Source organism: uncultured Hymenobacter sp. (assembly GCF_964243305.1).
Classification (GTDB): domain Bacteria; phylum Bacteroidota; class Bacteroidia; order Cytophagales; family Hymenobacteraceae; genus Hymenobacter.
The window spans coordinates 34,327-57,174 of the sequence record NZ_CAXTEF010000005.1 but is presented as its reverse complement, the minus strand read 5'-3'; the positions used below and the strand labels follow the sequence as shown (position 1 = coordinate 57,174).

The 22,848-nt window shown below is 63.1% G+C and carries 21 protein-coding genes; 3 read left to right on the top strand and 18 right to left on the bottom strand.

Going from position 1 to position 22,848, the window contains the following annotated elements; all coding sequences use genetic code 11:
• Positions 1-56: 56 nt before the first annotated feature.
• The 4 genes from ACFE70_RS04920 to ACFE70_RS04905 all read right to left on the bottom strand — a co-directional run bounded on the left by ACFE70_RS04920 (position 57) and on the right by ACFE70_RS04905 (position 3,351).
• Complete coding sequence (locus ACFE70_RS04920; protein WP_375416606.1) at positions 57-701, bottom strand: hypothetical protein; 645 nt, start codon at positions 699-701, stop codon at positions 57-59.
• Positions 701-1,213 carry an RNA polymerase sigma factor gene (locus ACFE70_RS04915; protein ID WP_375416605.1) on the bottom strand — a complete coding sequence of 171 codons (513 nt, stop codon included), beginning with the start codon at positions 1,211-1,213 and terminating at the stop codon, positions 701-703. Before ACFE70_RS04915 ends, ACFE70_RS04920 begins: the two co-directional genes overlap by 1 nt.
• Before the next feature lie 287 nt (positions 1,214-1,500).
• Entirely contained in the window at positions 1,501-2,637 is a 1,137-nt protein-coding gene (gene dnaJ / locus ACFE70_RS04910) for a molecular chaperone DnaJ (protein ID WP_375416604.1), read from the bottom strand.
• Positions 2,638-2,745: 108 nt separating this feature from the next.
• Positions 2,746-3,351 (bottom strand): nucleotide exchange factor GrpE, encoded by a 606-nt coding sequence (locus ACFE70_RS04905; RefSeq protein ID WP_375416603.1) that lies wholly within the window; start codon positions 3,349-3,351, stop codon positions 2,746-2,748.
• A gap of 144 nt (positions 3,352-3,495) precedes the next feature.
• On the opposite strand from ACFE70_RS04905, the gene ACFE70_RS04900 reads away from it, so the two are divergent.
• Positions 3,496-3,906 carry a hypothetical protein gene (locus ACFE70_RS04900; protein WP_375416602.1) on the top strand — a complete coding sequence of 137 codons (411 nt, stop codon included), beginning with the start codon at positions 3,496-3,498 and terminating at the stop codon, positions 3,904-3,906.
• A 26-nt stretch (positions 3,907-3,932) separates the two neighbouring features.
• Here the strand turns inward: ACFE70_RS04900 and obgE are convergent, their stop codons facing one another.
• The 6 genes from obgE to ACFE70_RS04870 all read right to left on the bottom strand — a co-directional run bounded on the left by obgE (position 3,933) and on the right by ACFE70_RS04870 (position 11,281).
• Positions 3,933-4,925 carry a GTPase ObgE gene (obgE, locus tag ACFE70_RS04895; RefSeq protein WP_375416601.1) on the bottom strand — a complete coding sequence of 331 codons (993 nt, stop codon included), beginning with the start codon at positions 4,923-4,925 and terminating at the stop codon, positions 3,933-3,935.
• 168 nt (positions 4,926-5,093) lie between these two features.
• Positions 5,094-5,717: an adenylate kinase gene (locus tag ACFE70_RS04890; RefSeq protein WP_375416600.1), complete on the bottom strand. Its 624-nt coding sequence runs from the start codon at positions 5,715-5,717 to the stop codon at positions 5,094-5,096.
• Positions 5,718-5,892: 175 nt separating this feature from the next.
• Positions 5,893-6,429, bottom strand: a complete 537-nt coding sequence (gene hpt / locus ACFE70_RS04885) for a hypoxanthine phosphoribosyltransferase (RefSeq protein WP_375416599.1) — start codon at positions 6,427-6,429, stop codon at positions 5,893-5,895.
• Between the two features lie 325 nt (positions 6,430-6,754).
• Positions 6,755-9,013: a sodium-translocating pyrophosphatase gene (locus ACFE70_RS04880; RefSeq protein ID WP_375416598.1), complete on the bottom strand. Its 2,259-nt coding sequence runs from the start codon at positions 9,011-9,013 to the stop codon at positions 6,755-6,757.
• Between the two features lie 89 nt (positions 9,014-9,102).
• Positions 9,103-10,170, bottom strand: a complete 1,068-nt coding sequence (locus ACFE70_RS04875; protein ID WP_375416730.1) for an acyltransferase family protein — start codon at positions 10,168-10,170, stop codon at positions 9,103-9,105.
• A gap of 193 nt (positions 10,171-10,363) precedes the next feature.
• A complete protein-coding gene (locus tag ACFE70_RS04870; protein ID WP_375416597.1) occupies positions 10,364-11,281 on the bottom strand; it encodes a M20/M25/M40 family metallo-hydrolase in 918 nt (305 codons plus the stop codon).
• A 66-nt stretch (positions 11,282-11,347) separates the two neighbouring features.
• On the opposite strand from ACFE70_RS04870, the gene ACFE70_RS04865 reads away from it, so the two are divergent.
• Positions 11,348-12,652 (top strand): tol-pal system protein YbgF, encoded by a 1,305-nt coding sequence (locus ACFE70_RS04865; RefSeq protein ID WP_375416596.1) that lies wholly within the window; start codon positions 11,348-11,350, stop codon positions 12,650-12,652.
• Between the two features lie 47 nt (positions 12,653-12,699).
• The gene (locus ACFE70_RS04860; RefSeq protein ID WP_375416595.1) at positions 12,700-14,079 is read left to right on the top strand and encodes a hypothetical protein; all 1,380 of its coding nucleotides are present in this window, start codon (positions 12,700-12,702) and stop codon (positions 14,077-14,079) included.
• Between the two features lie 23 nt (positions 14,080-14,102).
• Here ACFE70_RS04860 and ACFE70_RS04855 read toward each other — a convergent pair whose 3' ends face one another.
• The 8 genes from ACFE70_RS04855 to ACFE70_RS04820 form a co-directional block, all read right to left on the bottom strand.
• Positions 14,103-14,996: a hypothetical protein gene (locus tag ACFE70_RS04855; RefSeq protein WP_375416594.1), complete on the bottom strand. Its 894-nt coding sequence runs from the start codon at positions 14,994-14,996 to the stop codon at positions 14,103-14,105.
• Positions 14,997-15,084: 88 nt separating this feature from the next.
• Positions 15,085-16,164, bottom strand: coding sequence for a glycosyltransferase family 4 protein (locus tag ACFE70_RS04850; RefSeq protein ID WP_375416593.1), 1,080 nt, complete (start codon positions 16,162-16,164; stop codon positions 15,085-15,087).
• 29 nt (positions 16,165-16,193) lie between these two features.
• Complete coding sequence (locus tag ACFE70_RS04845; RefSeq protein WP_375416592.1) at positions 16,194-17,429, bottom strand: hypothetical protein; 1,236 nt, start codon at positions 17,427-17,429, stop codon at positions 16,194-16,196.
• A 14-nt stretch (positions 17,430-17,443) separates the two neighbouring features.
• A complete protein-coding gene (locus ACFE70_RS04840) occupies positions 17,444-18,751 on the bottom strand; it encodes a glycosyltransferase (protein WP_375416591.1) in 1,308 nt (435 codons plus the stop codon).
• A gap of 8 nt (positions 18,752-18,759) precedes the next feature.
• Positions 18,760-19,806 carry a glycosyltransferase family 2 protein gene (locus tag ACFE70_RS04835; RefSeq protein ID WP_375416590.1) on the bottom strand — a complete coding sequence of 349 codons (1,047 nt, stop codon included), beginning with the start codon at positions 19,804-19,806 and terminating at the stop codon, positions 18,760-18,762.
• Complete coding sequence (locus ACFE70_RS04830; RefSeq protein WP_375416589.1) at positions 19,803-20,876, bottom strand: glycosyltransferase; 1,074 nt, start codon at positions 20,874-20,876, stop codon at positions 19,803-19,805. Before ACFE70_RS04830 ends, ACFE70_RS04835 begins: the two co-directional genes overlap by 4 nt.
• Before the next feature lie 77 nt (positions 20,877-20,953).
• A complete protein-coding gene (locus ACFE70_RS04825; protein WP_375416588.1) occupies positions 20,954-21,994 on the bottom strand; it encodes a glycosyltransferase family 2 protein in 1,041 nt (346 codons plus the stop codon).
• A 147-nt stretch (positions 21,995-22,141) separates the two neighbouring features.
• Positions 22,142-22,840 (bottom strand): DUF1919 domain-containing protein, encoded by a 699-nt coding sequence (locus ACFE70_RS04820; RefSeq protein WP_375416587.1) that lies wholly within the window; start codon positions 22,838-22,840, stop codon positions 22,142-22,144.
• Positions 22,841-22,848: the final 8 nt, after the last annotated feature.

Sequence of the window (22,848 nt, the reverse complement as noted above, 5' to 3'; positions counted from 1 at the left end):
AGAGGCCGATAAAAGCGGTTAAATGTAGCGGGTTGGCGCCGGCAAATTGCAACAGGTCAGCGCGAAACGCTCGGTGCCGACTCGTCCAACTCAGCCAAGCTTTGTTCGAGGCGGTCGAGGTGCTGGCCGTAGAGCTTTTGCAGCCACCGGCTTGTCACCCAGCGCATTACAAAATACATTGCAACGCCAATCACGGCATGAACAGCACCCAAAATGCCTAGGCTTGCCCATAGTTTCGGCCCCGACGGCTGCCGCATAATGCTCCCTATCATGAAATATAAGCCGATTCCAAATGGCACGGGCCAACTCCACATGGAAAGCAAATAGTAGAGCTGCATCAACGCCCGAATATTCTCGATTTGGCGCCGGACGTTCTGGCTAACTGAATTAGCAGTATCACGCAAGCGCCTGATTATCTGCATCTGGCGCGTGTAGTAAGGCAACAGCAGCAAACAGAGTAGCAGCAGCCAACTCAGCATGATGCGGACGTAGCTATCCTTTGTTAAGAGCAAGACAGCGAGGCCAATCAGCATGAATAGCACCGTCAGGCCGGATTCCAGCCACACGCTGCGCTCCAGGCGGGCAATGGGGCTGCCGGAGCGGCGGGATATTAGCTCGCGCAGGGCCGTCTCACTAAGGGTTGGCGCGCCGGGCGGGGGTAGGGCCTGCTGCCAGCGGGCGCGGAGTTCATCGAGTTCCATCAGGCGGCGTGGGGGATGAGATGGCGAAGTTTTTCCTGCACGCGGTGCATTTTCACGCGCACGTTATTCTGCGTAATGCCGAGGATGTCGGCCATTTCCTCGTAGCTGCGGTCTTCCAAGTAGAGCAGCACAAAGGCTTTGTCCACGGCCGAGAGGTGCTCGATGGCGCGGTAGAGCCAGGCCAGCTCGTCGGGGCCGTAGGCCGAGTCGGGGCCGGTTTCGGGCAGCTCCGGCAGGTGTTCGCCCAGGCGAAGGGGGGTAGGGCACCGGCGGCGGCGGCGCAAGCTGCTGATGGCCACGTTCAGGGCCACGCGGTAGAGCCAGGTGCTGATTTTCACGTCGGGCCGCGGCACGTAGCGCGGCCAGGCGCGCCAGAGCTGTACCGCAATTTCCTGGAGCAAGTCCTGCCGGTCGTCGGCGTCCTGCTCGTAGAGGCGGGCCACGCGGCGCAACAGCGGCTGGTGCTGCTGAAGGGTGCTCAGGAAGTCGGCGGTCGGCGCGGGGGTACTCATGCGGGGCGGCGGGTTCGGCTGCTTTATCGGCGGGGGTTGGCGGGCATTACAGGGAGTAGGGATTTTTTTGTTCTGGCGACTTTAGCCCGCAGAGGGCGCAGAGGGTTGCGCAGCTGACGCAGAAGCAGACGGCATGAAAAAGCCCGCCGAAGCTAATCGGCGGGCTTTTGTAATACACTGAAGGGACGTCATGCTGAGCTTGCCGAAGCATCTCGCGTGGTGGGCTAACCCAATCGTTCAGTGATGCAAGCGAGATACTTCGCAAGCTCAGCATGACATTCTAATGACTACTGGAAATACTCCTTCACTTTCTCGAAAAAGCCTTTCTCATTCTTGCCCGGATGCGGCGTGAAATTATCCGAGTCGCGCAGCTTTTCCAGCAGCTCGCGCTCCTGGCTGGTCACGTTCTTGGGGGTCCAGACATTAAGATGAATGAGCTGGTCGCCTCTGCCATAACCATTTAAGTCCTTGATGCCCTTGCCGCGCAGGCGCAGGATTTTGCCGGGTTGCGTACCGGGGTCCACCTTGATTTTGACCTTGCCCTCGATGGTCGGCACCTCCAGGCTCGCGCCCAAGGCAGCATCGACGAACGAGATGTACTGCTCGAACATGATGTTGTTGCCGTCACGCTTGAGGAATTCGTGCGGCTCTTCCTCAATCTGGATGAGCAGGTCGCCGGGCACGCCGCCGCGCTCCGGGAAGTTACCCTTGCCGCCCATGCTGAGCTGCATATCGTTGGCCACGCCAGCTGGAATGTTAATTGGAATGACTTCTTCGTGCAGCTGCCGGCCTTCGCCCTTGCACACCTCGCACTCGGCGGTCACGGTTTTGCCCTCGCCGTTGCAGGTCGGGCAGGTGCTGCTGCTCACCATCTGGCCGAGCATGGTGTTCACCACGCGCTTCACCTGGCCCTGGCCCTGGCAGGTGCCGCAGGTTTTGAGGTCGGTGCCGTTTTTGGCGCCGGTGCCGGCGCAGGTGTTGCAAGCTACGTAGCGCTTCACCTTGATTTTCTTCTCCACGCCGTTGGCGATTTCCTCCAGGTCGAGCTTGAGCTTGATGCGCAGGTTCGAGCCCTTGCGCACGCGCCTACCCCCCTGCCCGCGCCCACCGCCGCCGAAGAAGCCATCGAAGCCACCGCCTCCGAAGATATCGCCGAACTGCGAGAAGATGTCCTCCATGTTCTGCGGCCCGCCCCCGCCACTGGCCTGGTGGCCAAACCGGTCGTAGCGCGCCCGCTTGTCGGCGTCGCTGAGCACCTCGTAGGCCTCAGCCGCCTCCTTGAACTTGTCCTCGGCCGAGGGGTCGTCGGGGTTTTTATCGGGGTGGTATTTAATCGCCATTTTGCGGTAGGCCGACTTTATCTCGTCGCCCTGCGCCGTTTTAGCGATGCCTAATACTTCGTAATAATCACGCTTGGTTGCCATTGTCTATTCGTTATGTAGGGTGCGGGGCTGGCCCCCGCCCGGCGTCCGTGCCGCTTAGTTATTCCCACGATTAATGTTCATGCGCCGGGCGGGGACCAGCCCCGCACCCTACTGCCCCAACACCACTTTCGCGTGGCGAATCACTTTCTCACCTAAATAATATCCTTGCTCCACGGTATCAACAATCTTGCCCTTCAAGTCCTCACTGGGCGCCGGAATCTGGGTAATGGCCTCGTGCAGCTCCGGGTCGAAGGCAGCGCCCTGGGCCTCCATCGCCGTCAAACCCTTCTGCTGAAGCGTTTTGTTAAGCTTGTTATAGATAATGGCAATGCTCTCGCGCACGGTGTCGGCGTCCTGCGTGTCGCGCACGGCGGCGCGGGCGCGGTCGAAGTCGTCGAGCACCGGCAGCAGGGCGGCCATTAGCTCCTGGTTGGCGGTTTTGTAAAGGTCCATCCGCTCCTTGGTAGTGCGGCGCTTGTAGTTCTCAAACTCGGCGGCCTGGCGCAGGTATTTATCTTTCAACTCGGCCAACTCGGTGTTGGCGCTGTCGGCTTCGGGCTGCGGAGCGGCGCCGGTGGCCGTCATGTTCGGGTCGGTAAGTTCGTCGGCCATTTCGCCAGCTACGTGGGTGGCGTCGGCGGTCAGGTTGTCGTCCTGGGGCAGGTTGTTCTCGGGCGTCATATCGGGAAAGAATCGTCGGAAAGGGTTTTTCACGGGGTTTGCCGTTGCGTAGGAGCGCGGGCGCAAGGAGTTTGCCAAAGGGCAGGCGGCTGCCAGTTTGGCGGTGTAGCGTGGAGTTTCACTTCGCGACGAGTGTAGTTACTATCTTCCGACTATAATTCCATCATTGCTCTAGTCATGAACTCAGACCTCTACCCGCGCTGGCACAATGAGCTACTTGCCAAAAAACAATTGCCCGCGCCGCCTAAGGCACAATCAGGCCTCCATGTTCTAGCCATTATAGGTTTATTGTATGTAGGATTTGTATTTACAATCTCATTATGGGAATGGCTTACTATCGGAGTTATAAAAGACAAAGCCAAGATTCAAGATTACCACTTTGGTACTGAAGTAATGATGAGTGAAGGCGGCCAACACTACGCCTCGGCAGAAGTTTATGCGCAGTCAACTTTTGAAACGGCTATCATTACACTTCCTATTCTATTGCTTTTTATCCTAGCTATCAAAAAGCCAATAAGAATGCACCAAGTACTTGCTGTGGGTTCAATTCCAGCAGTTATGTTAATAGTCAGGCTATTTAATTTGTAGTTCGACGCGAGAAATAGAATTTCGCATTACTCGTGCAATGCCCCCCAAATCATATCCTTTAGCTGCGTGATTCCCTTATTTGCCAGGCTGGAAATGAAAATAGCCGGCACATCCGGCGGCAGCGCCGGGCGCATCTCGGATTCCAGTTCCTCGTCTATCATATCGGCCTTGGTGATGGCGAGCAGGCGTTTTTTGTCCAGCAGCTCGGGGTTGAACTGCTCCAGCTCGCCGAGCAGAATCTGGTATTCGGCGGCAATGTCCTTGCTGTCGCAGCTTATCATGAACAAGAGCATGGAGTTGCGCTCGATGTGGCGCAGGAAGCGCGTGCCCAGGCCGCGGCCCTCGGCGGCGCCCTCGATGATGCCGGGAATGTCGGCCATCACGAAGGATTTGTAGTCGCGGTAGGCCACGACGCCCAGGTTGGGCACCAGGGTCGTGAAAGCGTAATCGGCAATCTTAGGCTTGGCGGCCGACACGACCGAGAGCAGCGTGCTTTTGCCGGCGTTGGGGAAGCCCACAAGGCCCACGTCGGCCAGCAGCTTCAGCTCCAGGATGACCTGCTCCTCAATGGCGTCCTCACCAGGCTGCGCGTACTGCGGCGTCTGGTTCGTAGCCGATTTGAAATGGTCGTTGCCGAGGCCGCCGCGCCCGCCGGGCACCAGAATCAGGCGCTGCCCGTGCTCGGTGATTTCGAGCTTCTGCTCGCCAGTCTCGACGCTTTTGGCCACGGTGCCCAGCGGTACTTGGATGACAATATCCTCACCCTGCTTGCCGGAGCGCAGGTTTTCGCCGCCGCCCTCGCCGTCCTGGGCGAAGAGGTGCTTTTTGTATTGCAGGTGCAGCAGGGTCCAGAGCTGCTCGTTGCCTTCCAGGATGATGTGGCCGCCCCTACCCCCGTCGCCGCCGTCGGGACCGCCGTTGGGCAGGCCCTTGGCGCGGAAAAAGTGGTGCGAGCCAGCGCCGCCCTTGCCGGAGCGGCAGTTTATTTTAACGTAGTCGATGAAGTTGTTGCTGGCCAAGGGGGGTAGGGATTAAAATTAAATAAGTCATCCTGAGCAAAGCGAAGGACCTTATCTTGCTAGAACATTTTGCCGGAACGAATGAATCGTTCTGACGCATGTTGTTCTGAGGTGATAAGGTCCTTCGCTTTGCTCAGGATGACAGACGATTATAGATTATAACGTACGCTACGCTTTTACTTCGTCGGTTGCCGCTATCGGCGACTCAATCACGGGCCGCTGGTGCTGGTCGATTATCTGACAAATCTGCCCGAAGATGCTTTCAATCTCGCCGATACCGTTGAGGGCGTGGAACTTGTGCTGGTTGGCGTAGTAGCCGGCGACTTGGGCGGTTTCGGTGTTATAGACGTTCACGCGGCGGCGGATTTTGCTTTCGTCCTGGTCGTCGGGGCGGTTGCTGGTTTTGCCGCGCTCCAGCAGGCGCTTTACCAGTTCTTCTTCGCCTACTTCGAGCGCCACCATGCACGAGACCCGGGTCTGGTGCTGGGCCAGGAGCTGGTCGAGGCTCTCGGCTTGCGGGACGGTGCGCGGGAAGCCATCGAAGATGAAGCCGGCAGCTTCTTTTTTTTCCTGCAAGGCGCTGTCAATCATGCCAATCACTACCTCGTCGGGCACCAGCAGGCCCTCGTCCATCAGCTTTTTCGCCTTCAGGCCCAAGACTGTACCCTGCGTGATTTGGGCCCGCAGCAAGTCGCCGGTGCTCAAATGAACCAGATGATAGTGGGCAATCAGCTTCTGGCTTTGCGTTCCTTTGCCGGCGCCGGGCGGGCCGAAGAGCACGATGTTGAGCATGAACAGAGAGGGTTAGCGCGGTGAAGGGGGGTAGGGAAGCAAGTTACTGATTCGGCCGCAAAGCTACGCCCGGTCGGGCGGAGCCGTATAGCGTGGACTCTGTTAGTCCGCGAGTGCGCCTGAAACGCTGTTCTATTGTATCGTTCGACTCGCGGACTACAAAGTCCACGCTACTTCACACGGCCACGTACACGTCGGGCAGGTTGCGGCCCAGCCCATCGTAATCAAGACCGTAGCCGACGATGAAATCATTCGGAATTTCCCGGCCCACGTAGCGCAGGTGCAGCTCGTGCTGCAAGCTGGCAGGCTTGAAAAACAGCGTGGCCACTTCCAGCGAGGCCGGCGCTTTCTCTGTCAGTTGCGTCAGCAGCGCCTGCATGGTGTGGCCTGTATCCACAATGTCTTCGAGGATGATGACGTGGCGGTCGCGCACGTCCTCGTGCAGGCCCAGCAGCTCCTTCAGCTGGCCGGTGCTCTGGGTGCCCTCGTAGGACGCGACGCGGATGAAGGCAATTTCGCAGTCCACGGTGACGTGCTTGAGCAGGTCGGCGGCAAACATGAACGCGCCGTTGAGCACGGCCACGAACAGCGGGCAGCGCCCAGCGTAGTCCGCATTGATGCGGGCGGCCACGGCTTGCACGGCGGCGGTTAGCTCGTCGGCGGGCAGGTAGGAGGTAAATTCTTTCTCGTGCAGCGAAACTGTCTGAACCACGGATTTATCGGATTAGGCGGATTGGTCGGATTTCGAGGACGATTCGGGCTGAGCGGACGCCAGGCGGGCATAGGCGGCGTTGGCGCCGGCAAGGGGGGGTAGGGATTGGGAGAAGCACAAAGGCCGCCCGCTAGGGCAGCAGGCGGCCTTTCAGAACTCTGCAAAACTAATCTAATCGGATTGTATCGAACAATGAATTAATTTCTGAAACCGATTCCCAAAGCCAACTCGTCCTCAAAATCCGATTAATCCTTCTAATCCGATAAATCCGTGGTTCAGACAGCGGACAAGAACCTTTGGCTCGCGGGAGGGGGGTAGGGAATTCTCAGCGCACCTCGCGCAAGAGCGTAAAAATAACCCGCGCGGCCGGCGGGGCCGGCGTTTCAGCGTAGCGCGCGCGAGGCCGGGTGGGCAGCTCCTGCTGCACCTTGCCGGTGGCGGGGGCCTCCACCACGCGGCCGGGCACGGCAATATGGGGCGCAATCACCAGGCTCACGATGCTCATCAGCTTGATGAGAATGTTCATGCTCGGGCCCGACGTATCCTTGAACGGGTCGCCCACGGTGTCGCCGGTCACGGACGCTTTGTGGGCGTCGGAGCCCTTGTACTCCATCTTGCCATTGACGAGCACACCTTTTTCAAACGATTTCTTGGCGTTGTCCCAGGCGCCGCCGGCGTTGCTTTGGAAGATAGCCATCAGCACGCCGCTCACCGTGACGCCGGCCAGCAGGCCGCCGAGCACCTTGGGGCCAAACAAAAAGCCAAAAAAGATAGGCGTGAGCAGGGCAATGGCGCCGGGCAGCAGCATCTCGCGGATGGCCGCGTTGGTCGAAATAGCGACGCACTTCTCGTACTCCGGGCGGGCAGTGCCTTCCATGATGCCCGGAATCTCGCGGAACTGCCGGCGCACTTCCTGCACCATCGCCATCGCGGCGCGGCCCACAGCGGCGATAGCCAGGCCCGAGAAGATGAACGGAATCATGGCGCCCACGAACAAGCCGGCCAGCACGTCGGCGTTGCTGATGTCGATGGTGTCGATGTTAGCCGTGCCCATGAAGGCCGCGAACAAGGCCAGCGAGGTAAGCGCGGCCGAGGCGATGGCGAAGCCCTTGCCGGTGGCGGCGGTGGTGTTGCCCACGGCGTCGAGAATGTCGGTGCGCTCGCGCACTTCCTTGGGCAGTTCGCTCATCTCGGCGATGCCGCCGGCGTTGTCGGCAATGGGGCCGAAGGCATCAATGGCCAGCTGCATGGCGGTGGTGGCCATCATGCCGGCGGCGGCAATGGCCACGCCGTAGAGGCCCGCCGCCTTGAAGCTCAGCACAATGCCGGCCGCCAACACCAGAATCGGCAGCACCGTCGATTCCATCCCCACGGCGATGCCGCCGATGACGGTGGTGGCGTGGCCCGTGCTGCTCTGCTGCACAATGCTGTTCACCGGGCGCTTGCCCATCGCGGTGTAATACTCCGTGATGATGCTGATGAGCGTGCCCACGACGAGGCCGACGACCACGGCGTAGAACACGTGCAGCGCATCAAACGACACGCCGCGAATGGTGAAGTTGCCGGCCGGCAAAATCCACATAATCAGGAAATAAGACGCGATGCCTGACACGATGACGGCAATGTAGTTGCCCAGATTCAGGGCCGCCTGCACGTTGCCGCCCTCTTTCACCCGCACGCACAGAATACCGATGAGCGAGGCCATAATGCCCATGCCGGCAATGGCCAGGGGTAGGAAAATCGGCGACAAGCCGCCGAAGTTATCGTTGAGCTGCGTGAGACTGGTGCCGGCCAGATTCACCTCGCGGCCCAGCACCATCGTGGCCAGAATCGTGGCCACGTAGGAGCCGAACAGGTCGGCGCCCATGCCGGCTACGTCACCCACGTTGTCGCCCACGTTGTCGGCGATGGTGGCCGGGTTGCGCGGGTCATCCTCCGGGATACCGGCCTCGACTTTGCCCACGAGGTCGGCACCCACATCGGCGGCCTTAGTGTAGATACCGCCGCCCACGCGGGCAAACAGGGCGATGCTTTCGGCGCCGAGCGAGAAGCCAGTGAGCACCTCCAGAGCGCGTTCCATCTCGATGCCGTTGGCGCCGCCCTTACCTTCAACAAACAGCTTATAGAATACAATAAACAAGGAGCCCAAACCCAGCACGGCCAGGCCCGCTACGCCCATGCCCATCACCGAGCCGCCCGAAAACGACACGTTCAGTGCCCGGCTCAGGCTGGTTTTGGCGGCTTGGGCGGTGCGCACGTTGGCCTTGGTGGCAATCCGCATCCCGATGTAGCCGGCCAGAGCCGAGAACACTGCCCCAATCAGAAAGGCGATGACGATGATAGGACTGGAGTTGGCACTCGTGCTGCCCAGGTAAAACAAAAAGGCGCCGGCAATCAAGCCAAACAGCGCCAGCACTTTATACTCGGCCCGCAGAAAGGCAATGGCTCCGTCGGCGATGTAGCCGGCGATGGTGCGCATCTTCTCGTCGCCCGCGTCCTGCCGGCTCACCCAGCCGGCGCGCAGCCAGGTGTAAATCAGCGCAAAAATGCCCAGGGCGGGCACAGCGTAAAGAAAATTCGGCATAGAAGGGCGAAAAGGAATTTGGTTAAAAGAAGAAAAAATGGTTTTGCCCCGGCAAAATAGCCGATTGGGCGCGGAATCCCGCACGCCGGTCAGATTCCGCGCAGAAAACGCACCGCCAACCGCTCCGTGCCCAGGTAGAGCAGGTAGCTGCCGGCCGTGACCAGCGGCACCGCCAGCCAGTAATACCGCTCGTAGACCACCGGCGCCGGCACGAAATGGGCTAGTCCGGCCAGGCACAGCAGCAGCAGCGGATAATGATAGAGGTAGAGCGAAAAGCTGAAGATGCCCAGCTCGTGCAGAACCCGAATCAGCGGGTTGCGGCGCGGCACCCAGCCAGCCAGCAGCACCGACACGCTCAGCACCGCCAGCAGTGCGGCCAGGGGGTAGGAAACCGACCTGATTTGCAGCGCCGCGGTTTGGACCAGGGCCAATGCGGTGGCGCCCAGAATAACTACCGCCGCCAGTTTGCTGCGCCCGTGCAGCCGGCGAAAAAACGCCAGCCAGGCGGGCTGCTTCACCACTAGGTCGTAGAGGCCGACGCCCAAGGCAAAGAAAGCATTGTAAGTCAGGGCGTAGGTTAGCAGCCGGCCCAGCTCCCAGCCCGCCAGCGCCGCAGTCACGCCCCCGGCGTACAAGCCCACGGAAACCAGGAAGTAAAGCCGCACGGAGCGAAATGCCAGCGGCACTGACAGGTAGAAGAGCGCCTCGGGCAGCAGTGACCAGTACACGGGGTTGTAGCTAAAAAACCCGCGCTGAAGGGGTAGGAAAGCCAGCACCCGGCTCCACTCCGGCGGACTGAACGGCCGCAAATCAGCCCAGGCGGCCCGCAGCACCGGCGCCAGCTCCCGCCCCGAAGCCGCTCCCATCAGCGCCGGGTGCTGGTGCATCAGGTAAGCCAGCACCCCGAAGCTGAGCAGCAGCGAAACCAGGTAGGGCGGGTAAATGCGCGCCACGCGGTTGAGGTAGAACTGCCCCGCCGGCCGGGGCCGGCGCAGCTGGGCGTGCCGAATGAAAAAGCCCGACAGCACGAAAAAGAACATCACCATCTCCTGCCCGGCCGAGCTGAGCACATCAGCGCCGAAGGCCATGTACTCCCCTACCCCCCACCCAGCCCACGGATGCGCCGCCAAGTAGGCCCTACCCCCCGCCCAGAGAATGCCCTTGGCATGAAAGACGACGACGTAGAAGGCACAAAAGCCCCGCAGGGCGTGCAGAATATCCAGTTCCTGATAGCTGAGGAGCTTGAAATCGACAGGGTCGGCGCGGCGGGCTTCTAAGATTGAGCTGATGACGGGGGGGCGGGAGGGTGGTCCCGTGGTGGCCCGTTTAACGGCAGAATTGCACCAGAGATTATAATTTTTCCAGCAAAACCCGGTAGAGCGCCAGCATACTCTCGATGTCGCGCTTGTCTACCAGCTCGTTAGGTGAGTGCACATTATCTTCCGGCGCACCCACAAAACACCAGTCCCAGGGCTGGGCCGCGCGCTGCAGCTCCTTGGCGTCGGAGCCGCCGCCGCCCTCTACTTCCAGCTGAAACGGGATGCCAGACTGCTCGGCGATGCGGCGGATGCGCTCGACGTAGGCGCGGCGCGGAATGAGCGAGTCGCGCAGGGAGATGGCGCAGCCCCGGCCGGGCCGCACGCCTTCGCTCACCCAGGTAATATCCGAAATCAGCGCCTGGCGCACGCCGTAGTTTTCATATATATACTGAGCCAGGTAAGCTACCGAGCCGCCGCCGTGCTCTTCCCAGCACGAAAACGCCACAATACCATTTTCCAGCGTCTCGCACAGGCGCAGGGCATTCCACACCCCGAGGCGATTGTCGAGGTAGCAGCTTTGCACGGTAGTTGCGGTGGCGCGGAAGTCGCAGCGGAACGTCAGCTCCGTGCCGCGCTCAATTTCGCGGCTGAACTCATAGCCCAGGGCGCCGGTTTCGGCATCTACCGTCAACTCACAGTCAATTTCGCCTTGTCCGTCCCGTCCCACCAGCCGATAGCCGGCCTCCGCCCGCGGCCCGCCAATCGGCACCAGCTCGCGCCCGTAGCGCACCATGAAGCCGATGCTGTCGAGGTGGGCAAATACGGCCGTGCGCGGCTCGCCGAACACCAGCAGAATACAATCCTGAAACCGGGCATCGTCGGCCAGCACCTGGGGCTGCACGCGCCAGCCGGCCTGCTCGCGGCGCACGTAGTCGAGGAGGAAGGCGGCCAGGGCAGCCTCGTTGCCGGAGGGCGCCGGAAACTGGCAGAGCGTGCGCAGCAGTTGCATGAAAGTCGGAAAGGGGGGCCGCCAAAGCTAGGGCAAAGTCCGTACTTTTGCCGCTCTATCTCTATTATGCGTCGATTTATAAGCTCTGGTTTGCTGCTATTCGTACCCCGCCCTACCCCCTCCCCGCTGGGCGTTGTGCTGCTGGTCAGTTTGCTGCTGGCGCTCGCGCCCCGGCCCGGCCGCGCGCAGGTGCTGGACACCACGCGCCAGGTGCCGCCCATGCGCACGGTCGAGATTGACAATGTGGACGTGCTGCCCGGCGCCGTCGATACCAAAGGCTGGCTGCTGCTCGACCAGGACATCCAGACCGAGCTGGAGGGTGCCGTGCATAACCTCTACAACTTCAAGTACGACAAGGCCGAGAAGCAGTTCCGCTCCCTGCGCCGCCGCTACCCGCAGCACCCGATGCCGTATTTCCTGATGGGCCTGAGCACGTGGTGGAAGATTCAGCCCACCAGCTTCGGCACCAAGCAGTACGACAACATCTTCTACGCCTACATGGACACGGCCATCACCAAGGCCGAAATCCTGCACAAGGCCGATGACAAGAACTACGAGGCCAGCTTCTTCCTGGCCGCGGCCTACGGCTTCACGGCCCGCCTGCATTCGGAGCGCCGCGACTGGCGCAAGGCTACGGTGAGCAGCAAACGCTCGCTGGAGTATTTGCAAAAAAGTCAGGAAGCCAACGGGCTGAGTCCGGAGTTTTTGTTTGGGCAGGCCTTGTTCAACTACTACGCCGTCTGGATTCCTGATAATTATCCGCTGCTCAAGCCCGTGCTCCTGTTTTTTCCCAAGGGCAATAAGGCATTGGGCCTGAACCAACTACGCACGGTGGCCGCCAGGGGCTTCTACACCAGCGTCGAGGCCAAGATATTCCTCACCCGCATTCTCAACAACGAGGAAGGCAATTCAGCTGAAGCCATGCCCGTGGCCCGGCAGCTGGCCCAGGAATACCCCGACAACGCTTATTTCCAGCGCTTCTACGCCCTGCTTACCTTCCGCGAGGGCGAGTTTGTGGACTGCGAGCGCACGAGCCGCAAGATTATCGACAATCTCAACCTGGGAATGCCGGGCTACGAGGGCATCAGCGGGCGCTACGCCACGTACTTCCTGGGCTACTTCATGGAAAACAAGTACCGCGACTTGGCCAAGGCCAAGGACTACTACCAGCGGTGCATTGTCTTTTCCGAAAGCACCGGCGACACCAAAGGCGGCTTCTATTTGTTTGCCCACACCAACCTGGCCCGCATCGCCGTGCGCGAAAAGGACATGGCCGCTGCCCGCCGCTACTACGACGTGGTGGCCGACAAAGCCGAGCGCAAATCCGAGCAGGCCCGCGAGGCCAAGGCATTTCTGAAGAAAAAGTCCTAAGCTAGCTGCGTTGCCAGGTTAGCTATTTCCCTACCCCCTCCAAAGCCGTGGAGCTGAAAGACCTGTTTCTGACGCCGTTCTACCTGGTCCTGCTCTACCTGCTGGCGTATGCCGTGCGGCCCAGGGTAACCAACAAGTACACCCGGCCCTACTTCATTCCGGCCCTGACGCTCAAGTTTGTGGGCGCCATCGGGCTGGGCCTGATTTACCAGTTCTACTACGGCGGCGGCGACACGTTCAACTTTTTCTCCGGCGCCAAGGGCATTCATCTGGCCTTCGACAAGTCGTTTCAGGCTGGCCTCAAGCTGCTGCTCACCAGCGGCAAAGTCTATGACCCCGTGACGGCGCCTTACACGGCGGGCATCCTCTGGTATCAGACCGGCGGGGCCGAGTACCTGCTGATTCGCATTGCCGCGACGCTGGGCTTTCTGTGCTTCAACACTTACACCGTCGTGGGGCTGCTCTTCGCCTGCCTCAGCTTTTCGGGCGTGTGGATGATGTACATCACATTCGTCAAGTACCGCCCGCAGCTCTACCAGCAGCTGGCCTGGGCGGTGTTCTACCTGCCGTCGGTGTTCTTCTGGGGCTCTGGGCTGCTCAAGGACTCGCTGTGCCTGGGTGCGCTGGGCTGGGTGTTCTATGCCTTCTACAAGGGGGCCATCCAGAAGCGCAGCATTGTGCAGTGCGTCATCATCGGGCTGCTGGCGGCTTACCTGCTGGCGGGGCTCAAAATCTACATTTTGCTCTGCTTTGTGCCCGCAGCCCTGCTCTGGGTATTTAATGAAAATAATGCCCGCATCAAAAACCCCACGGCGCGGCTGCTGGCCAAGCCCGTGTTTTTTGGGCTGGGGCTGGCCGTGGCTTTTGTCGCCGTCACCAACCTCACCAAGGGCAACGACCAGTACGACCTCAACAAAATCGGGGAGCGCAGCAAGATTAACTCCGACTACCTCTACCGGGTGAGCGTAAGCCAGAACGGCTCGGCTTACAACCTGGGCGCGCAGGACGGCACCGTCGGCGGCATGGTCAAGCTGGCGCCCAAGGCCATCGGCACGTCCTTGTTCCGGCCCTTTTTGTGGGAAGCCCGCAACCCGGTCATGCTGCTCTCGGCCCTGGAAGCCGCCTTTTTCCTGGTTTTCACGCTGCGCATCTTCTTCCGCACGGGCGTCATCGCCACCATCCGGCTGGTGGCCCAGACGCCGCTGCTCACGCTGTGCTTCGTGTTCGCGCTGGCCTTTTCGGCGTCGGTGGCCATTTCCAGCTCCAACTTCGGCACCCTGGTGCGCTACAAGATTCCGATGATGCCCTTCTACCTGGCGGGCCTGTACATCCTCGAAAGCCTGGCCCGCACCCCGGCCCGGCCGCGGCCAGCCGCCGCGACTGCTGCCGCTCGCCCCAGCCGCCCGCAGCTGGTGCCGGCCGGCTGATTGGCCGGCTGAGGTGGGGGCGCCTACCGGGTGGCGGCCGGCCAGTGCCAGCCCCGGCCCAGTGCCCGCAGCACGCCCCGCTGCCAGCGCGGCCGGGCCTCCCAGCGGTCTTTCTGCTGCGAGGCCGCCACCACCGGCAGCGCGGCAAACTCCGTCAGCACCTGGCCAAGGGGCTGACCGGCAACGCGAGTAAAGAACGCCGCCAGCACCGGCCGAATATCTTTCATGTGCCAGTAGTGCAGCACGTAGGGCGCCACCTCCAGCACTGGCCCGGCCCCGGCCAGGCAGTAGCTGAACGCGAACTGCTCCACCACGTGCGACGGATTCACGCGGTAGAGCGTGTCGGTCAGGTGCAGCACCTGCGTCAGCAGGGCGGCGTGGCCGGCACTCAGGCCAATGGCGCCGGCATTGTACATGGCCGTGGCCGGCGACACGGCCGCCCATTCCGGCGCCGGATGCGCCATCAGGTAAGCATACACTGCCTGGTGCAGCGGCACTCTGGATTGGGAAAGCACGCCCTCGCGCACGTGCATCACGCTCTGCCCCCGCGCCAGCGCCGCGAAGAGAGGCGCCTCATCCCGCAAAAAGTACGTGTCGGAATCGAGATAGAGCACGTTGCCGCCGTAGTTGGTCAGCGCGTGTTGCAGCAGCTCGATTTTAACCCGGTGCACGAAGTCGATATCGCCCCGCCAGGCCCGCCACTCGGCGGCCCGGATTTCCTCGTAGATAACGCCGGGCGCCTCGCCCAGCACCCGCTGAAAATAAATGGATTGATCGGTATAAATCAGCACCGTAGCCCGCTGCTCAGCGGGCTGACTCTGCTTGCGCAGCAGATACGACAGCACGCTGCCCAACACCTCATTCTTGAAGGTATGGTCGCCGTGCGCCATGTAAAGCAGGTAGTTAGGCTGACTCATGGGGCGTTGGTATGCTAATGCTTAAAAACTAGGCTGAAATTCCCTACCCCCCTCCCCTCCCGCAAGGCCCCGGACGGCGCCGCCCGCGTCAGCTGAACAAGGCCAGAAAATTCGCCGCGTTGGCCTTCACCGAATAGTGCTGCTCGATGGTGGCGCGGGCGGCCTGGCCCAGGCGCTGCCGCAGGTCCGGGCCGGTTTGGGGGGCCAGCAGCTCGCGCAGGCGGGCATCCCAATCGGCGGCACTCGCGCAGACGTAGCCGTTCTCGCCGTCCCGCACGACTTCGGTGTTCATGCCGACCGGCGAGACCAGCGCCGGAATGCCCAGCGCCATGTACTGCAAGGCCTTAAAGGCGCACTTGCCCTGGGCCCAGGGGTCATCCTCCAGCGGCATGAGCCCGACGTGGAAGCTGAGCAAATCGGCGATTTCGGTGGCCTTGCGCCAGGGCACGAAGCGCGCCGAGCGCAGCGGCAGCTCGGGGTCCTGGTTGGAGATAACCCGAAACTCAAATTCCAGTCCTTCGGCCTCCAGCCGGGCCAGCACCGGCACCACCGGCGCCAGGTATTTGAGGGTGGAGTGGGTGCCGGTCCAGCCGATAACGAGCGGGCCGGGCGCGGCCTGCTCGCGCACCTGGTTGTGCAGGAACTCGGTGTCGATGGTGGTAGGATTCACCACCACGCTCGGGTTGAACTGCCGGGCGTAGGCGGCCAGGTAGGCATTGCCGCAGGAGTTGCGGTAGGCCCAGCGGCAAATGCCGGCCACTTTGCCGTGCCACTTCAGCCCGGCGGCCAGGCTGTTCACGGCCGAGGTATTGGCAATCCAGATGGCGTCGTCGAAGTCATAGATAACCTTCTTTTTCAGCACCTTGGCCAGCAGCCACTCGAACACGGGCGGCCCCAGCGGCGCAGCTTCGCGGTGAATGAACACGAAATCATACGGCCCGGCGCCTAGCACCTGCCTCAGCCGCCGGCCCAGCCCGCGAGCTATGCCCCAGGCCTTGGCCACAGCCTGACCGGGTTGGTACAGGATGCGCCAGGTGGCCTCGTCCAGAAACGGCGCCAGCTCATAGGTGTGTCCGTGCGCCCGCAGCCGGTCGAGGTACTGCTCGAAGCGGAAGCGCTGGGATGGCGCCTGACCGGGGGGGTAGGGAATCAGAAACAGGATGCGCACGGTGGGCTGCTTGCGGGGAGTAGAGCTGATTAAAGCTGCTGAAAAATGCCGTCGGCCACGCTCACGAACTGGTCGAGGCCGCGGTAGGCGATGCCGGCGGCGCGGCAGCGGGCGCGTAGCGCGGCCTTGTCTTCGGCCAGAAAGGCGGCTACCTGCGGCGCCACGCGCCGGGCCTCGGCCGGCGTAAAGGCCTCTACCACTACGCCCACGTGGTCGCGCACGGCCACCAAATCATCCTCCGACACGCCCCGGCATACTAAGTAAGGCAGGCCGCAGCACAGATACTCGCCCACCTTGATGGGCGAGCGAAAGCGCTGCGAGGGCAGCGGCGGCACGGCCACAATGCCCAAGTCAGCCGCCGAAATGTAGGCCGGTACCTCCTCGTAGGCGCTGCGGGTGATGGTGACGCGCTCAGCGGGCAGGCCAGCCGTCGCCATGAGCGTAGCGATGCGGGCGGGCGGGTCGGGCGTGGCGACGAGGAAGTGCAAATCCGGCAGCTCGTCGAGCAGGGCCCGGAACAGCTCGCCGATTTCCCGGTCGTAGTACAGGTCGCCAAACTTGCCCAGGTAGAGCACCACGGGTTGGTCGGTGGGCAGGCTGTGGCGGGCGCGAATGGCGGCCCTACCCCCCTCCGTGAACTCAAACCGGCTCTCATCGACGCCGGTAGGCAGGCGGTAGGCGCGGGCCGGCGACTGCCAGGCATCGAGCCGGTCTATCATGTGCGAGGTGCCGGTGGAAAGCAAGTCGGCGTGGCGGCCCACCAGCCCCTCCACGTAGTGCAGGCCGCGGTAGGCCAGGCTCCGCTCGCTCCAGATGCCGCAGTCGAGCATAAACTCGCTGTGCGGCTCATATTGATAGCCGAAATACTTCAGGCCCAGCGCTTTGGCAATGATAAAGGCGAAGGAGCCCGCCACGGTGCACATGGCCAGAATGCTGCGTGAGCCACTCAGGCGCAGCTTGGCGCAAAGCAGCATCCCCAACGTGAGGTCGTAGGATTTCTTGAGCAGCTTGAAGCTCCCGGAGTGCCAGGTCAGTGGGTGCCAGTGGATGTTGGCCGCCGCCCAGGTCTGCTGGCGCTCCGCGCGTTGCGCGGCCGTGAGCGGGTACTGCTCCTGCTCGTAGGTAATCAGCTCGAAGCGTAAATCGGGCTGGCGGGCGGTCATCTGCACCAGCAAGGGCAGCAGATTGCCCTTGAAGAGTGGGTCGTCGGCACTATTATAGACGTAGACGATAACCGAACGGATACTTTTTTCTGGACTATTCATAACGCTGATAAAACCTATAAAACGGCCGCCGAGTCTTGCAGCAGCGCCTCCCAGCGCGCCATCGCCGGTTCGGGGCCAAAGTCGGCGGCGCGGCGCCGGGCCTGCGCCACGTAGTGCGCCCGGCGCTCCGGGTTGCCAAGCAGCTCGCCCAGGCCGGCCACCCAGGCTTCAAGGCCGGCTTCAAAGTCGGGGGCGCCGGGCCGCAGCACCGGCAGCAGCAGCCCGAACTCGGCCCACTCGGCCTCGGCGGCGTACTGCGTGGCGGGCGTAGCGGGCGCCAGAATCTCGCGCGGGCCGGTGGGACAGTCGGCGCTGGCCACGGGCAGGCCGCAGGTCAGGGCCTCGCACAAACCCATCGGGAAGCCCTCAGTCAGCGAGGGCAGCACGCTCACCGCCGCCCGACGCAAATACTGAAACGGGTTGCTCCGAAAGCCCAGCAGCACCACGTCGCAGTCGGCCAGGGCGGGTTGGCCGGCCGGGGGGGGGGTAGGGACTCTAGATTCTGCCGGCGCGGTGCCATCCCAGACCTTCAGGCCCAGCGCCTGCGCCTCGGCTACCAGCGCGGCGCGCTGCGTGCCGTTGCCGAGCAGCAGCAGCCGCAGATTGGGCTGGCCGCCGGCGCGCAGACGGGCGAGCACGGGCAAGAGCACGAGCGGGTTTTTCTCGGCGTCGAGCCGGCCCACGGCCAGCAGCACCGGCCCGGCCCGGAACAAGGCTTCCTCGGACGGATCGGGCAGCGGCTCGGCGGCTTGCGCCAGCACCTTGTCGGGCTCCAGGAAGTTGTTGATGGTGGTCACCTGCCGGGGGGGTAGGCCCAGGTAGTCTATCATTTCCTGGCCTAAATCGCGGCTCACTGTCACCACACGGTCGGCCCAGCGGTAAAGCGTGGGCATGAGCCAGCGCCGCCGCAGCCAGCCCACGGCGCCCCGGTAGCCGGGGTCGTGGCGCTTGGAGTTGTGGATGCAGAGCATGATTTTGCCTGTCCCCCGGCTGAGCAGATTTACGTAATCGGCGCCTTCCAAATGACTGATGCACACGTCGATGCGTAAGTCGTGCTTGAGCTGCCGCACCTGCGCCACCCGGCGCCGCAGGGCTTGCAGCTTGCTCAGCGGCGAGGCGCCCGCGGCGGGCGCCTCCAGGATAATCAGCTCGTGCTGGGTGGGGAAGGCCACGGCGCGGGTGCGGGTCTGGAACACGCACTCGCGCACGTGGTGGCCGGCGCGGGTCAGCTCGCGGGCCTGGTCGTGGAACACCCGCTCGGCCCCGCCGAAGCTGAGCTGGGGGATGAGCAGAAGGATATTTTTGGGCGAATTGGTCTTCAAAATCAAATTTAAAAATGCCGCAGCACCCTATTTTTCAGCCAGAACTTGAGCTGGAGCGGCGCCGACAGCGGGTAGGCGCGGCCCAGCGCGTGGCGCCCGAACTGGGCGTAGCTATCGACCTGGCGGTCGGCGTTGTGGTAGCAGATCCAGAACCAGCGCTGGGCCAGCACCTGGCGCAGGGCGGCCGGCTCGGCGTAGCTCAGCCGCTCGTTCTGGGCGGCCAGGCTCAGCAGCCAGGCGTGAGCCTCGGCCAGAGTAATATCGCCCAGCACGAAGGGGTAGTGGGCGATGGTGTTGTGCACGTGCAGCTCGCGCGCCGACACCACGAAGCCGGCCCGCGCCAGCACCTGCGCCCGGATAAGGCTGGCCTTGGCCGTCCGGCGGGCGTGCACGTCGGCTTTGTGGGCGTCGGGAAAGGTGCGGTAGCGCAGCAGAATCTCGGGCTGATTCTCGATGACGGCCACCTGCGCTACCCGCGCAATCCACTCGTAGTCTTCGCCGAAGGTGTCCTGAATCTGCTCATCATAAGGCAGCTCGTGCTCTCTGAGCAGCCGGCGCCGGAAAAACACCGTCGGGTTGCCCACCGGCATGTTGAAAAGCAGCGCGCTGCGCACCTCGGCTGGGCTCACCGGGTACTGATAGACAAGGTCAGTAGCGCCGAAGGTTTGGAGAAAGCCGCTGGTCAAATCCACGTCGGGGCGATGTTCCAGAAAGTTTACCTGGGTTTGCAGGCGGTGAGGCAGGGCCACGTCGTCGGCGTCCATCTTGGCGATGTAGCGGCCCCGGGCCAGGGCGTGGCCGCGGTTGTCGGAGTGGGCCCGGCTGCGGTTGCGCTCGTTGACAAGCACAGTCAGGCGGGCGTCGCAGGCGGCGTAGCGACGGGCGATGGCCGCGCTCTCATCCGTCGAGCAGTTATCGATAACCAGCAGCTCAAAGTCCCGGAAGGTCTGGCTCAAAATGCTTTCGATGGCCTCGCCCAGATAAGGGCCGCCGTTGAAGACGGGCAGAATCACCGAAACCAGCGGCGCGGCGGGCGATGACGACGGGTGGGTCATGGCGCGGGGGGTAGGGCGATGGGGGCCGGGTGAGCTTGCAGGCGGACCTGCAGGGCCTTGGCATGGGCAAAGATGCGAAACGCTTCCCGGCGGCGGCTCCAGCCGGCCCGCAGCCGGTAGAGCAGGCGCATGGTCTCGAAGGCAGCCGGGTGGGCCGGGTCGTGCAGGTGGCGGCGGTACTCCACCAGGCGGCCGGGCGGGTTCATCAGCTGCCTCAGGGCCCAGGCCAGCCAGCGGTAGTAGCGGCGCCGGAAGCCCGCCGCGTCGAGCGTGGGCTCGCGCTGCAAAAAGTAGGACACCGTGCTGTGCAGGCTGGAGAGGGCCGTGCCCTGCCCAATGCGCAGCAGGTACTCCCAGGTCAGGCGCTCCCGGAACATGAAGTGGCGCAGGCGCAGCCGCGGGTCGTACCAGAGGGCGTAGCCGGCCAGACGCATGGCGTCGCCCAGCTCCACATCCTCGCCGCTGACGATGATTTTGCCGCGCTTGGTGGAGGTAGTGAAGGCGAAATCATGGGCCCGCAGGTGGCGCCAGGCCGCGCGCCGCACCACCGAACCCGCCCCGTAGAGGTAGGCGCCGGGCTCGCGCAACGGGCCCGGCTGCGGGGCCTGCGGCCCCACCGCAAACACAGCCCGGAACTGCTCGAACCAAGCGGGCGGCGCCACCTCAAACTCGGCTTCGGCGCAGGCGCCGAGAATGCCGATTTCGGGGTGGGCATCCATCACGGCCTCCACCTGGCCCAGGTAGTCGGGGTAGAGCCAGTTGTCATCATCCACGATGCAGACGTACTCGTGGCCGGCCTCATCGAAGCCGCGGGTCAGGGCGTTCTCCTTGCCGGAGCGCGGCTCATTGAGCACACGCAGCGGGGCCGGGGCGCCAAGTTCGGTCCAAAGCGGCGAGGCCGCGGCCAGCGTGTCGTCGGTGCTGGCGTTGCTGACCAGCAGCACCTCCCAGGCCAGGCCGGCTGGCGCCTGCTGCTCGGCCACGTGGCGCAGCGTCTCGGGCAGGCGCGCCGCGCCGTTGTAGGTGCAGATAAGGATGGTGACACCGGGACGGGCAGGGCTCTCCAACATAGTGATAGTAGGCGCTTGGGCTGCTAGTGACCGCTGAGAGGGGGGTAGGGGCCGGCGGCTTCAACGCAAGTCAGTGGTTAAAGATGCTGGATGGCGCGGGCCCCGAACTTGAGCCACTGCGCGGCGGTGAGGGAGAAATGCGCGGCTAGCGCGCTGCTCCTAAACTGCCGGATGCTGCCCAGCCCCGGCTGGGCATGAGTGTAGCACACCTCAAACCAGCGCTCACCCAGGCCCCGCCGCAGGGCTGCCGTCTCAAACCAGGGCTGCTCGGTGTTGTGGTGCAGCAGCTTGCGCAGCCAGGCGTCCACTTCGGCCAGCGTGATGTCGCCCAAGGGGCGGTCGAGCAGGGAAATGGCGTTGTGCACCTGCAGCTCGCGGGCGGTGTGGGGCAGGTTCCAGGCGCTGAGCAGTTGGGCCCGCACCTGGTCGGCCACGGCGGCCCGCTCGGTCAGAATCTGGGTTTTACTCACGCTGGGCGGCACCCGGTAGCGGACCAGGGCGGCTGGCAGCGTGGCCACGTGCAGCTGGCGCAGGTAGCGGGCAAAAAAGTCGTAGTCCTCGGTTTGGCGCAAGGTCGCGTCGTAGCGCAGGCCCTGCTGCTCAAACAAGCCGGTGCGCAGCATCACCGTGGGGTTGCCGGTGGGCAGCGTGAACAGGGTCATCACCCGCGCCGCGGCGGGCGTAGTGGGGTAGCGGGCCAGGTAACGGCTGCTCTCGAAGTTTTGCAGCCAGGTGCCCACCACGTTCACGGCCGGGTTCTGGTCCAGAAATGCCACCTGCCGGGCCAGCCGCTCGGGGTGGCAGAGGTCGTCGCCGTCCATTTTGGCCACGAACTCGCCCCGCACGTGAGCCAGGGCCGCGTTATCGGTGCCGGCCCGGCCCAGGTTGCGCGGGTTCTGAATAAAGCGCAGCCGCGGGTCGCGGATGGCTTGCACTTTCGCGGCCGTCTCATCAGTCGAGCAGTCGTCGAGGACCAGCAGCTCAAAATTCGCATACGTCTGGCCCAGCAGGCTCCCGATGGTTTCGGTGATGTGAGCGGCCACATTGTATACGGGCAGCACCACACTCACCCTGGGCGGCGGAGACGGCGGCGGGGCGGCGGACAACGAGGCGGACACGAGCAGGCTTGGAAGCAAAATAGCGGGCGCCGGAAAAAAGTCCGGGACGGTTGGAAGTACAAAATTGGCGATAAATGCGGGAGCCGGCGCGCCGCCCGCCGCCGGGGGCAGCTGCACATTCAGGGCCAGTTGCGGCGCGGGCGGCCCCTACCCCCCCGCAAAAAACAGAGCGTTATTTATTCGCCGTGCCCAGGACAGGGCCACGCGCTGCTCATTGAACCACCCGATCAGGTCATAATAGGGCAGCGAGCGGCCGAACTGCACCAGCCCGTCGGTAGAATACTGCGGCACGACCACCGCCGAGCCAATGCCTGCCTGGGGCCGGGGCAGCAGCGTGAGCCGCGGATAAGGCAGGGCCTCGAAGCGCTGCACCAGTTCGGGCGTGGCGTAGTCCTTGCCGCCGTCGAACTTGAGAAACAGGTTGTCCCAGTTGACGCGCCCGGCCCGGCGGGTCCATTTTTCCCGCGCTTCGGCTTCGGAATGGTAGTGCAGAAACTGAATCTCCACTTCCTGGCCCTCCTCCCCCAGCGTGGCCAGTGGAAAGGGTTCCGGCCGGCGCGCCCGCAGCTCGTTGACGAAGGAGTAGCGCGATTCGGTCACAAACCGCAGCGGCAGGGCCAGGTAGTGCTGGGGCCGCGCCAGCAGGCGCAGGTAGCAGGGCGCCATCAGCATCAGCCCGATGAAGGGCGTGTTGAAGGGCAGGTTGAAGTGCTTATACACCTCGGCGCCCCAGCAGTCGTTCGAGAACAGCGTGAAGCCGCGGTTGCGCAGCCGGCGCCGGTCCAGCAGCTGGCCCAGACGCCGCCGACGGGTGGCTAGGGCCGTCGCAATAGTTCTAGGTGACATAGCTTATG